General features: G+C 68.3%; 10 protein-coding genes and 1 tRNA gene. 8 read left to right on the forward strand and 3 right to left on the reverse strand.

Translation table 11 applies throughout. The features are described from left to right. Positions 1-13: 13 nt before the first annotated feature. Positions 14-688, reverse strand: a complete 675-nt coding sequence (locus NBRGI_RS03735) for a TetR/AcrR family transcriptional regulator (protein WP_029892844.1) — start codon at positions 686-688, stop codon at positions 14-16. Between the two features lie 117 nt (positions 689-805). Between NBRGI_RS03735 and NBRGI_RS03740 the strand changes: the two genes are divergently transcribed. Beyond that, positions 806-2,305 carry an MFS transporter gene (locus NBRGI_RS03740; RefSeq protein WP_029892845.1) on the forward strand — a complete coding sequence of 500 codons (1,500 nt, stop codon included), beginning with the start codon at positions 806-808 and terminating at the stop codon, positions 2,303-2,305. Positions 2,306-2,548: 243 nt separating this feature from the next. On the opposite strand, the gene NBRGI_RS03745 is transcribed toward NBRGI_RS03740, so the two are convergent. Beyond that, entirely contained in the window at positions 2,549-3,724 is a 1,176-nt protein-coding gene (locus NBRGI_RS03745) for a lipase (RefSeq protein WP_029892846.1), read from the reverse strand. Between the two features lie 525 nt (positions 3,725-4,249). Here NBRGI_RS03745 and NBRGI_RS03750 point away from each other — a divergent pair. The 6 genes from NBRGI_RS03750 (at position 4,250) to NBRGI_RS03775 (ending at position 9,714) form a co-directional block, all read left to right on the forward strand. After that, complete coding sequence (locus NBRGI_RS03750; protein WP_029892847.1) at positions 4,250-4,591, forward strand: DUF190 domain-containing protein; 342 nt, start codon at positions 4,250-4,252, stop codon at positions 4,589-4,591. Beyond that, a complete protein-coding gene (locus NBRGI_RS46105) occupies positions 4,588-4,827 on the forward strand; it encodes a hypothetical protein (RefSeq protein ID WP_081877912.1) in 240 nt (79 codons plus the stop codon). Before NBRGI_RS03750 ends, NBRGI_RS46105 begins: the two co-directional genes overlap by 4 nt. A 47-nt stretch (positions 4,828-4,874) precedes the next feature. Then, positions 4,875-6,515 carry a phosphoglucomutase (alpha-D-glucose-1,6-bisphosphate-dependent) gene (gene pgm, locus NBRGI_RS03760; protein WP_029892848.1) on the forward strand — a complete coding sequence of 547 codons (1,641 nt, stop codon included), beginning with the start codon at positions 4,875-4,877 and terminating at the stop codon, positions 6,513-6,515. After that, on the forward strand, positions 6,508-7,950 hold the full coding sequence (locus tag NBRGI_RS03765; protein ID WP_029892849.1) for an MFS transporter: 1,443 nt from the start codon (positions 6,508-6,510) through the stop codon (positions 7,948-7,950). The genes pgm and NBRGI_RS03765 overlap by 8 nt, the downstream gene beginning before the upstream one ends. 121 nt (positions 7,951-8,071) lie before the next feature. After that, positions 8,072-8,809, forward strand: a complete 738-nt coding sequence (locus NBRGI_RS03770; protein ID WP_029892850.1) for a DsbA family protein — start codon at positions 8,072-8,074, stop codon at positions 8,807-8,809. 101 nt (positions 8,810-8,910) lie between these two features. Continuing rightward, positions 8,911-9,714, forward strand: a complete 804-nt coding sequence (locus tag NBRGI_RS03775; RefSeq protein WP_029892851.1) for an SAM-dependent methyltransferase — start codon at positions 8,911-8,913, stop codon at positions 9,712-9,714. Positions 9,715-10,231: 517 nt separating this feature from the next. On the opposite strand, the gene NBRGI_RS44930 is transcribed toward NBRGI_RS03775, so the two are convergent. Continuing rightward, positions 10,232-11,659, reverse strand: a complete 1,428-nt coding sequence (locus NBRGI_RS44930; RefSeq protein WP_051727477.1) for a DUF222 domain-containing protein — start codon at positions 11,657-11,659, stop codon at positions 10,232-10,234. Positions 11,660-11,781: 122 nt separating this feature from the next. Between NBRGI_RS44930 and NBRGI_RS03785 the strand changes: the two genes are divergently transcribed. After that, a tRNA-Ala gene (locus tag NBRGI_RS03785) sits at positions 11,782-11,854 on the forward strand. Positions 11,855-12,153: the final 299 nt, after the last annotated feature.

The raw sequence follows: 12,153 nt of genomic DNA on the forward strand, positions 1-12,153 counted from the left end.
TATAACGTAGTTGTTACCTTCGGCGGCCCGTGCACGCGCCCTTCGCCTGCTCTACCTCGACGTCGGTGAGCGGGGGGACGAGCAACTGCTGGCGCGGGGTGCTGTCCGCGCGCACGCCGTTCAGGGCGATCGCCATGTAGCGCTGCCAGACATCGGGATTGACCGACCGGGAGAACTCGGCGATGCCGTCGACCATGTGGATCAGCGCGAAGAAATCGGAGGGCTCGACGCCGGGGGCGAGCACGCCGGCCTCGCGGGCCCGGTCCACGATGGCCGTCACGGTCGGCTTGATCCGGTCGCGGACCACCACGAAGCGGTCGATGTTGTCCTCTTCCAGTTCGAGCATGACCGAACTGAAACCGCGGTTCACCGCCATGTGCCGGCACGCGTACTCGAAGAACTCGACCAGGCCGAACCAGGGATCGGGGTGCCGATAGGCGGCGTCGGCCGCTTCGGCGAACTCCCGGAGGTTCTGCTCGAAGACCTCGGTGATCAGGTCCTTCTTGTTGGCGAACCGGCGGTAGACCGTGCCGACGCCGACGCCGGCGCGCTCGGCGACGTCGTCGAGGGTGATCTCGAGTCCGTGGTCGGCGAACAGCTCGCGCGCGGCGGCGATGATCCGCTGCTGATTGCGCGCGGCATCGGCACGCAGGCGGCGGGGCGGAGAAAGTGCCGTGGCGTGATTCACACCCACATCCTAACAAGTATCGGGATTAAGCGGAGGCGTTCTCTCCGTTATGGTGGTAGCTTTTCACGGTAACCGGAGACGCCAACTCCGCATCAATACTCGAGACAAAGGGGACACATGACTACCACGTTCGACCGTGGGGCACCCGCCCCCGCGAAAGCAGACCAGGGCCGTCGCGGCTCGCACGCCCTGCGCTGGTGGGTGCTCGCCACTCTCGGCGTGGCACAGCTCATGGTGGTGCTCGACGCCACCGTCGTGAACATCGCGCTGCCCGCCGCGCAGCGCGACCTCGGCTTCACCGACGGGGACCGGCAGTGGGTCGTGACCGGTTACGCGCTCGCGTTCGGCAGCCTGTTGCTGCTCGGTGGTCGCCTCAGTGACCTGTTCGGCCGCCGCAACACCTTCATCATCGGCCTGATCGGCTTCGCCGGCGCCTCCGCGGTCGGCGGCGCGGCCACCAGCTTCGAGATGCTGGTCGCGGCCCGCGTCGGGCAGGGTGTCTTCGGCGCACTGCTGGCGCCCGCGGCGCTGTCGCTGCTCACCGTGACCTTCACCGAACCGTCCGAGCGCGCCAAGGCCTTCGGCATCTTCGGTGCGGTCGCCGGCGCCGGTGGCGCGATCGGCCTGCTGCTCGGCGGCATGCTCACCGAATGGGCCAACTGGCGCTGGGTGATGTTCGTCAACCTCGCGTTCGCGGCCGTTGCCCTGGTCGGTGCGGTGCTGCTGCTGGCCAAGCACGTCACCAACGAGCGGCCCAAGCTCGACATCCCCGGCACCGTCGTGGTGACCGCGGCGCTGTTCGGCATCGTGTACGGCTTCTCCCACGCCGAGTCGACCAGCTGGACGAACCCGGTCACGCTGGCCTTCCTCATCGGTGGTGCGGTGCTGCTCGCAGCGTTCGTGGTGATCGAGAGCCGGGTCGCGCATCCGCTGCTGCCGCTGCGGATCGTGCTGGACCGCACCCGTGGCGGTTCGTTCCTGACCGTGTTCGTCATGGGCATCGGCATGTTCGCGATCTTCCTGTTCCTGACCTACTACATGCAGTTGAGCATGGGCTACTCGCCGATCAAGACCGGTCTGGCGTTCTTGCCGATGGTCGCGGCGATGGTCGTCTCGTCCACCACCGTGCCCTCGCTGGTACTGCCCAAGCTCGGCCCGAAGATCGTGATGGCGGGCGGCTTCCTGATCGCGGCCGGCGGCATGGCCTGGCTGACCCAGATCGGTCTGGACACCGGCTACTCCTCGCACATCCTGCCCGCGCTGATCCTGCTCGGTCTCGGCCTCGGTGGCGCGATGTCGACCGCGTTCCAGGGCGCGACCGCCGGTGTGCACCACGAGGACGCCGGCGTGGCCTCGGCCATGATCAACACCAGCCAGCAGGTCGGTGGCTCGATCGGCACGGCGCTGCTGAGCACGATCGCCGCCTCGGCCGCCACGGACTACTTGTCCTCGCGCACGCCGGACCCGCTGACCGTCGCGCAGTCCGCGGTCGAGAGCTACACCACCAGCTTCTGGTGGGCGACCGCGATCTTCGTGGCCGGCGCGGTGATCACCGCCGTGCTGATGCCCAACACGGTGCCTGCTCCGTCGGAAGGCGAGCCCGTCATCGTGCACTGAATTGCTGGCCGCGTGGCCGCGGCGTGGTTCGCGGCCCCTGGTGTCTCGCGGCCGAGCGGTCGAGACTTGCGCCTGCGGCGCGCGCGCTTCGACCGCTCGGCCGCGAGACGGCCGCGAACGGGTCGCTCGTAAGACTCGCTCCGTGGTGCGGGGGTTGGGTGGATTGCTTTCGGTAGGGCTTTACAACACAGCACAGCGCCCGCGTTCGATGTGAACGCGGGCGCTGTGTCGTCTGCAAGTGGTTCAGCAGTTACTTGGGGCGGGCAGTCCGGCGAAGCGGTCGCCGAGGTAAGTGAATGCCTCCGGGGCGCCCGCGGCGATCGCGGTGCCGTGGTCGGCGCCCGGCACCATGTTGAGCAGCACGGGAACGCCTGCGGCGCAGTAGCGTCCGAGCACGTCGCGCACGAGCTGCGGCGAGACCTGGTCGTTCGCGCCGTGCCACTCGTAGATCGGCGTGCGCGGGACGCCCGGGTAGATCTCGATGCTGTTCTCGTGCAGGATGCGCGCCACCGTCGGATCGGCGTACATATCACCGAAGAAGACGTCGCCGAAGCTCTTGTTGGCGCCCGCGTTGATGATCTCCTGGGTGCACGCGTTGGCGAGCTGACTGCGCAACGCCAGGCCGGCCGGGTTCAGCACCTGGTCCATCGGCAGCTCGCCCGGGTATTCGCGCTCGAGGCCGATGGCGGCCGCGAACCCGAGCCCGAACAGCGGGCTCGGCTGCATGCCGACGTCGAGCGCCAGCTTGCCGATGTTCATCGGGACACCGCCCTGGGCGGCGCCGACGATGTTCAGCTCAGGCGCGTATTCGGGGGCCAGCGCCGCGGCGAAACCGGTCGCCATGCCGCCGCCCGAATAACCGGCCATGCCCACCGGGCTGAGCCGCAGATCCGCTGGGCCGAAACGCTGTACGGCGCGGATGCCGTCGAGGGTCAGCCTGCCGCCGAGCTTCGCGGCGCCGTAGGAACTCATCGGTCCGAGATGATCCGGCACGGCCACCGCCCAGCCCCGGGCGAGCAGCAGATTCAGCGCGGGCGCCTCCTGCATGGTGCCGTTGAAGATGCTGTGCGAGGGCGCGCACTGCAGGCCCAGCGAGTTGACGAACGGCTGATAGGACACCAGCGGCCGGTTCATGCCACCGCCCGGGGGCAGCAGCAGGGTGGTCATCGCGGCGATCGGATCGCCCGCCGAATTGCTCGACCGGTACAGCAGCTGCCACGCGGACGCGCCGGGGAAGCCGTTGGCGGCCACCGGCCTGCTGCGGATCACGTCGCCGGGCTGGAAGTTTCCGACATCCGGTGGTGCCCAATAGAACCCGTCGCCGTCGGCGACGGGGTAGATCGGCGCGGCCACCGCGGGAGCCGCGTGACCGAGTCCGGCCGCCGCCACCGCGAGTGCCGCGATGGAGAGTCGCCGCAGTGTCCGGCGGACGCCTAGCCGTCTGCCGGATATTTGCTGATGACCCGCTCGGCGTGCTGTCTTCGCCGTGGGGTGTGCATTCGGTTGTGCCCGCTGTGCCGCCATCGTTGCTCCGACCTGAGAGGTGAAGTGGGGGGAGACAACTTCGGCCAAACCTTCAGGCCATTCGTACGCGGAACTGGCCGGGATGTCAATGAACAACACTGTTCGCAGTCTTCGCGCGGGTGGGGTGCGGCTGAACGGACCGTCCGGTCCAACCGATAACATTGCCTGGATACGGTAAATGTCATGGGATGCATTGCCATCGGGATCCTGATGGTTCCGCACCCCGCGGGATGGGTAGCCCACAGACTGCTGCGTCCCGTTCTCCGGATCGGAGTGCTCGGCGGCTGTACTACTTCACCTACTGCCTCGCGGTTCGTAGACTGCTCGGGTCGGGTGGCTCGGGGGGGATCGGTAGTGGCGTCGCCGGGGGACAACTGGCACGACTCTGCGGTCGACGGCGCGACGAAAGGGGGCCTGGGCATGAATGAAGCGGGACAGTGGCAGCCGGCGGCGCGGTTGACGATATTGCTGGACGAAGACGACAAATGGCGACACGCGCCCCTGTACGCCGAGATAGTCAGCCGGGCCAGGGACACCGGTCTCGCCGGCGCGAGCGTCTGGCGCGGCATCGAAGGCTACGGCGCGTCCTCACGCATCCACACCACGCGCATTCTGGACATGGCCGATCATCTGCCGCTGGTGCTGATGCTCGTCGACGAACCGGAGCGGTTGCGCGCGTTCGTCGAACAGAACGCGGAACTGTTCGCCACCATCAACGTCGCGCTCTCGCCACTGGAGCTGTGGCAGGGAGCCGCCCGATGACACCGCCGTACTACCCCGTGGACCGTGCCGTAGCAGCACGTTTCGAGTCTCTGCTGCCACTTGGGGCACCGACCGTTAACATTGTCGGTTCGGCGCTGCTCGGTGGATTGGTCGGCGCGGGTGCGGGCAACTGGCTGCCGGCTGCCGCCGGTCTGCGCGGCGCGCTGATCACGTTCAGCACAAGCCTCGTCGCGGTATTCGCCGTGACGTCGACGACACAGTGGTTGTGGACATGATCCTGATGACGAGCAGGGCGCAGCCGATACGGAAGGGAGACCCGAGCATGGCCCATGATCGAGCAGGGCGACTCGCGCGTCCCACCGACCTGGAGGACATCGCCCACCTGGTCACGGCCTATTACAGTCGCATCCCGGATCCGTCCGATCCGGCACAGCAGGTGGTGTTCGGCACCTCCGGGCATCGCGGCTCGAGCCTGGACACCGCCTTCAACGAGGCGCATATCCTCGCGATCACCCAGTCGATCGTGGAATACCGTGCGACGCGCGGGATCACCGGTCCGGTGTACCTGGCCAGGGACACGCACGCGCTGTCGGAGCCCGCGCTGGTCACCGCGCTCGAGGTGCTCGCCGCCAACGATGTGGTGGCGATGATCGACGCCAGGGATCGATACACGCCGACGCCCGCGCTGAGTCATGCTGTGCTGCGCCATAATCGGGGCGGCACCAAGCACCAGGCCGACGGCATCGTGATCACGCCGTCGCACAACCCGCCGCGCGACGGCGGCTTCAAATACAACCCGCCGCACGGCGGCCCGGCCGACAACACCGCCACCGACGCCATCGCCGCGCGCGCCAACGAACTGCTGCGCAGCGGCCTGTCCGGGATCAAGCGGACCACCCTGCAGCACGCGCTGGAGACCAACGTCGAGCGCTACGACTACCTCGGCCACTACATCGCCGATTTGCCGAACGTGTTGAACCTGGACGCGATTCGCGGCGCGGGCATCCGGCTCGGCGCCGACCCGATGGGCGGGGCGAGCGTCGACTACTGGGAGGAGATCGGGCAGCGCTACGACCTCGAGCTCGAGGTTGTCAACCCGTTCGTCGACCCCACTTGGCGTTTCATGACGCTGGACAGCGACGGCAAGATCCGGATGGATCCGTCCTCGCGGTACGCGATGGCCTCGCTCATCGCGATCAAGGACGACTACGACCTGTCCACCGGCAACGACGCCGACGCCGACCGGCACGGCATCGTCACCCCCGACGGCGGGCTGATGAACCCGAACCACTTCCTCGCGGTCGCCATCGAATACCTGGTCGCGAACCGGATGGGCTGGGACGCGCTCACCAAGATCGGCAAGACGGTGGTCACCTCGTCGATGATCGACCGGGTGGTCGGCGTGCTCGGCCGCGATGTGCACGAGGTGCCCGTCGGGTTCAAGTTCTTCGTGCCCGGATTGTTCAGCGGCAGCCTCGCTTTCGGCGGGGAGGAGAGCGCGGGCGCCTCGTTCCTGCGGATGGACGGCACCGTCTGGACCACCGACAAGGACGGCATCCTGCTCGCGCTGCTCGCCGCCGAGATCGCCGCGGTCACCGGCCAGAGCCCGTCGGCGCGCTACGTCGAACTCGAAAAGCGGTACGGCACTCCGGCCTACGCGCGGATCGACGCCGCCGCGACCCCGGAACAGAAAGCACTGCTGGCGAAGTTGACTCCGGACATGATCACCACCAAGGAGATCGCCGGTGAGCCCATCACGTCCGTGCTCACCAGGGCGAAAGGAAACGGCGCGCCGCTGGGCGGCCTCAAGGTGACCACCGAGAACGCCTGGTTCGCCGCCCGCCCGTCGGGCACCGAGGACAAATACAAGATCTACGCGGAGTCGTTCCACGGTCCCGAGCATCTGGCGCAGGTGCAGGCGGCCGCGGAGGAAGTGGTGGGACAGGCGCTATCCGGTGAGTGACGGATCGGCCGGCGGTAGATCGAGCGTCCGGAGCGACCGCCCCGCAGCCCTGCCCATCGAGATCTGGGTGCTCGTCGGCGGCGCGTTCGTCATCGCCATCGGGTTCGGCCTGGTCGCGCCGGTGCTGCCGCAGTTCGCGCGCAGCTTCGGGGTCGGAGTGGCGGCGGCCTCGGCGATCGTGAGCGCGTTCGCGCTGATGCGCCTGCTCTTCGCGCCGTTGAGCGGACGACTGGTGCAGCGGCTGGGTGAGCGGTCGGTGTATCTCGGCGGCCTGCTGATCGTCGCGGTCTCCACCGGTGCCAGCGCGCTGGCCCAAGGCTACTGGCAGTTGATGGTTTTGCGGTCGCTCGGCGGGATCGGGTCGACCATGTTCACGGTGTCCTCGCTGGCGCTGGTGATTCGGATGTCGCCGCCCGCCGCGCGCGGACGGGTGTCCGGGCTGTGGTCGACCAGCTTCCTGATCGGGTCGGTCAGCGGGCCGCTGGTCGGTGGTGCGCTGTCCGGGCTCGGGCTGCGGATGCCGTTCGTGATCTACGCGGTCGCGCTGCTGGCGGTGACCGTCGCGGTGTATCTGGCGCTGCGCGATTCGCAGCTGGCCGCCCCCGAACCCGTCGGCGGCGTGCGGATGATGTCGTTCCGGGAGGCGTGGGCGCGATCGGAGTACCGCGCGGTGCTGTGGTCCAACTTCGCCAACGGCGCGGCGATCTTCGGCGTGCGGATGGCGCTGGTGCCGTTGCTCGTGGTCGAGGTGCTGCACCAGACGCCGGGCATGGCCGGGGTGGCGCTGACCGTGTTCGCCGCGGGCAATGTCGCGGTGCTCTTCCTCGCCGGCCGGTACTCGGATCGCCTGGGGCGCAAACCTTTCCTGATCGCGGGCTCGCTGGTGTGCGCGCTGGGCACGGCCGGGCTGGGTATCGCCGACACCCTGCCGTGGTTGCTCATCACGTCGTTCGTGGCCGGGCTCGGGGCAGGCATGTTCACCCCGACGCAGCAGGCCGCGGTCGCCGACATCATCGGGCCGAACGCGCGCGGCGGACCGGTGCTGGCCGGATTCCAGATGGCGGCCGACTTCGGCACCGTGCTCGGCCCCGTCGCGGTCGGTGCGCTGGCGCAGCAGGCGTCCTACGGGCTGGCGCTGGCCGTGACCGGTGCGCTGCTCGCCGTCGCGGCCGTCGGGTGGGCGATCGTGCCGGAGCCGCTGCGCAAGCGGGCCGCCGAAGAAACGGTCGACTGTGACCACCTCTGTGGTGCGGATGGCGCCGATCATCAGTTGTCGGCCCGCGGGGACAAGGTCGATCAGGCGGTGACCGAGGTCGCGGGTGCGCCCATCGCGGACAGTGCGGTGCCGCCGGTGGCCGAACCCGCTGTCGCCGAAGAGGACCGGGCGGCGCGGCCGGGTGTGGACAGATCGCACGAGGCCACCACGGGCCGTTGAGGGTGCGGATGCTACCTGTGCGGGTCGTCGTTGCCTTGCGGGTCGACGCCGCATGTAGGGGTCGTCGCAGCGTGCGGGGGTGGCGCGTCGGCACCGCGGGCGTTGCGGCAGAGTGTGAGGGGTGAGCGAATCGCGTTCGAACTACACCCCGCGGCCCATGTCCAGCAAGACCACGTACGCGCTGGGGGCGGTGGCCCTCGCGTTGATCGCGGTGATCGTCGTCGCGGCGCTCAACTGGGGGCACGACGAGGCGAGTGTGCGTAACGACGGGTATGGACCGGTGCGGGACGCCTCGGTCCGGGCACAGTTGGAACCGGACGGTTCGATTCTGCTCGGGCGCGTCGACGCCAAGAAGACGATCGATATCTTCGAAGATCCGCTCTGCCCCGGTTGCGGAAATCTGGAACGCATCTACGGCCAGGAGATCGCGCAGAAAATCGACGAGGGCAAACTGGCGGTGCGCTACCGGCTGGTGAACTTCCTGGATGCCCGTTCGCGGAGCAAGGACTATTCCAGCCGGGCGGTGGCCGCGAATCAGTGTGTCGCTGAGGGCGGTTCGGGGCCGGTGTACTCTAAGTTCCACATGGAACTGTTCACCACCAAGCGACCGAGCGAGGGCGGTGCGGATCTGAGCAACGACGAACTCGCCGCGCTCGCCCGGGTTGCGGGCGCGCCGGAGTCGCAGTTGCAGTGCGTAGCCACCGGTGCCCGGGTCGATCAGGCCAAGGTCACCGCCACCGCCGCGACCGCGGCGCTCGGCGAGGCGCTCGACGGCACAGCGGCGACTCCCGCGGTGTTCGACGGCAAGACGAAGATCGATGTGAGCAACGCGGACTGGGTGGATGTGCTGACCCGGTAGTGGTGAGTGCCCGATTGTGTCATTGGCCCGCGCCGCATGTGGCTGTGTAGCTAGGCTTTTCGAATACGGTCAATTGTCCGAGTCCGCCCGAAGGATGAACGATGACGAGTTCCGAGTCGGCGCCCGTTGATTTCGACGTGAGCAAGCCGAGCATCTCGAGAGTCTACGACGCGCTACTCGGTGGCAAGGATTTTTATCCGTCCGACGAGCGAGTCATCGAACATCTCCGGCAAACGATGCCCGACGTGGACGAACTGGCGAAGCTGAATCGCGCCGCACTCGGTCGTGGTGTCAAATACCTGGCCGGAAAGGCAGGCCTGAAGCAGTATCTCGACCTCGGCGCCGGGCTGCCCACCATGGAGAACACCCACCAGGTGGCGCAGGCGTTCCAGCCGGACGCAAAAGTCGTTTATGTCGACAAGGACCCGATCGTATTGGCGCACGGGCGGGCGTTACTCGGTGACAACGGTCAAACTCGGGTCATCACCGCTGATTTGCGCGATCCGGCGGCCGTGCTGGCGCATCCCGATGTGCAGAAGATGATCGATTTCACCGAACCGGTGGCGATCCTGCTCGTCGGCATGCTGCACCACCTACACGACGACGAAGATCCGGAAGGCGTTGTCGCCGGATACCTGGACGGGGTGCCGGCCGGCAGCCATTTGTTCGTCACGCACTTCCTCGACAACGGCCCCGAATCGCGGGCGCTGGAGCGGTCGTTCCTCGAATTCCTCGGCACCGGACGCTTCCGGACCGAAGCGGAGATCCTCCGGTTGTTCCGTGGTTTCGAACTCGTCGAGCCCGGCCTGGTGCCGCTGAGCAATTGGCAGCCGGACACTATCGTGCGCGATCCCCTTCCGTTGGTGGAGCAGATCATCGTCGGCGGAATAGCCGTCAAGTCCTGAGTCCGAGGGCCGAGCCGGACGCACCACCCGTCACGGCCCGGCCCGCCCGGCGCGCGATCCGACTCCCAGAGTTCCCCGGGACCGCGGCGCCGAGCATTCGGGTGGTTCCGGGGCGCCCCAGCGGGTTCGACGGCACCCGGTTGGTTTCAGGGCATCCAGTGGGTTCCGGGGCCGAGCCGTCGCATGCTGCGAGGGCTCGGCCCGCTCGACGGGCCATCCGGCTTCCCCAGCCGGCCGGATAGCCGCTGTCGAGCATTCGGTTGGTCTGTGCGGTGTGATCTGTTGTGCGGCCGAAAGTTCCGTTGTCAGGCAAGGCCGGCGACTCCACCAGTCGCCGGCCCGGCCTGCTCGACGGCGCCGGCCCGGCTTCCCCAGTAACCCGGGACTGCTGCGCGTCGAGATTTCGGGTGGTCGGTGGGCGGGGCGTCGACTCCGGTTGCCGACGCCCCGGCCCGGCTGCTCGACCGCGGGAACCGTTGCCTCGTCACCACGGATCCGTGCCGGTCGAACTCGTGGTTCAGTACGCGGTGTCGACCGCGGGAGTTGCTGTGTCATCGGGGATTTCGTCCTCCGGGGTAATCCGGCACAGTTGCCGATGGACCAGGACGTGACCGCGCAGGGGATAGGCGATATCGTCGGCCAACGAGCGGGGGCTCGCCTCGACGGTCGGTGCTTGCGCGGTGGGCGCGTCGGAATCGTTGTGCGGGAACAGGTATCGCGCACCTTCGCGCGTAGTCGTCTGCTGCGCGCCGGTGGGCGTGGTCCACTGCAGCCGGTCGGCCTCGGCCAGCCAGGTCGCCCACGGCACTTTTCGCTTGTCCACCAACACTTTCAAGCGGTGGTGCCGGGTGCACAGTGTCGTCACATCGGCGCGGGTGGCGGGGGAGCGATGGTGTGCTAGTTCGGATTCCGCCGCGGGCATCACACAATTCGGGAACCGGCACATGCCATCGAGGGCGCGCACCTCGCGCGCCAATCGCGGTGTGTACGCGACCTGTTCGGCGGCGACCGGCTCCTCGGCGTCCGACCGCTCCGGAATCACTTGGAACCGAGCATGTTCGGCGACCATCCGCGCCAGCGCCGCATCGATCGGGCCGTAACCGGCCAGGAACGCCGGCGCCTCCGTCATGCCGAGCAGCGTGTCCGCCGGAATACCGATCTGGATCAGCGGCCGCCGCGGCGGCTGTGCCACCTCCCGCTTCGGACATCGTTCGCCACGTCCGCACGTGCACCGCAATCGTCCCGAACCGTCCGCCAACGCCACCAGTGCATCCGCGCGCCGCTGCGGCATCGTCCGCGGGTCCGCCGAACACACCTGCAAACTCATCTCCCGCAGCCGCATCGCCACCGTCTGCGCGCCCGGCGCGGGCAACACCCCGTCGAACACCGCCATGCTGTCCTGGATCGCCCGAATCCGCACGTCCCGATCGTCCTGACGCCGCTCCCGCCGCCGTTGCGCGCCAACCGGATCCAACCGCGCCACCCATCGCCGCGCCGTCTGCCGCAGCCGCACCGGCGTGGTCCGGGTCGCGGTCTCCAGCAACCGCGGCTCCAACTCGTCGAGCACCTCCCTGGCCACCGCGCGCGTGCTATCGATCACCACCCGCACCTTCGCCAGATCGATCCGCCCCGCCGCGAACTCCGCTCGCGTGCGCGGCAACCACCCCTCCAGCGCCAACCCCACATCGATCATCGCGGCGACCGACCCCTCGTCGACCTGGACCGCCATCGCCGCTTCGGTCGCCGCGAACTCACCCGCCCGCACCCCACCCGGCCCGGGCTCCGCACTCGACGCCCGATGCCGCCGATACAACTCGCGTACCGCGAACACCTCCGCCGCCTGCGCCGCCGCAGCAGCCCCATGCGCCGTCCGAAGGGCCTCGATCAACCCCTCATCGCTCATGGCCTGAAAGTCCATCACCGAGGAACCGCCTCCTTCGAACATGCGTTCGAGTCTACGACCCGCAAACCCCCTCCGCCACCCCCAATTCAAGGCGATTTGGCCGCCACCACACCCGTGGTGTAACTTCGTTCAGGCAGTCAGGGAAACCTGAAAGCAACCCACTCGGGGCTATGGCGCAGCTGGTAGCGCACCACACTGGCAGTGTGGGGGTCAGGGGTTCGAGTCCCCTTAGCTCCACCGAATCGAAGGCTCGTGCTCGCAAAGAGCGCGAGCTTTTTTCGGTTCCGCGTGTCTTGTGGGGGCGCAGCCCCCACGCCCCGCCCGGCGGGCTTCGCCCCCGGACCCCCTCCCTTGTCGACCTGTCCCGGTTGGTGTCCAGCCTCTGTTTTGCCCGGCTCGCCAGTCCCGATGCCGCGCCCCCGGACCCCCTCCCTTGCCGACCTGTCCCGGTTGGTGTCCAGCCTCTGTTTTGCCCGGCTCGCCAGTCCCGATGCCGCGCCCCCGGACCCCTCTCTTGTCGACCTGTCCTGGTTCGT

The sequence above is a fragment of the Nocardia brasiliensis IFM 10847 genome (genome assembly GCF_000710915.1).
GTDB classification, from domain to species: domain Bacteria; phylum Actinomycetota; class Actinomycetes; order Mycobacteriales; family Mycobacteriaceae; genus Nocardia; species Nocardia brasiliensis_A.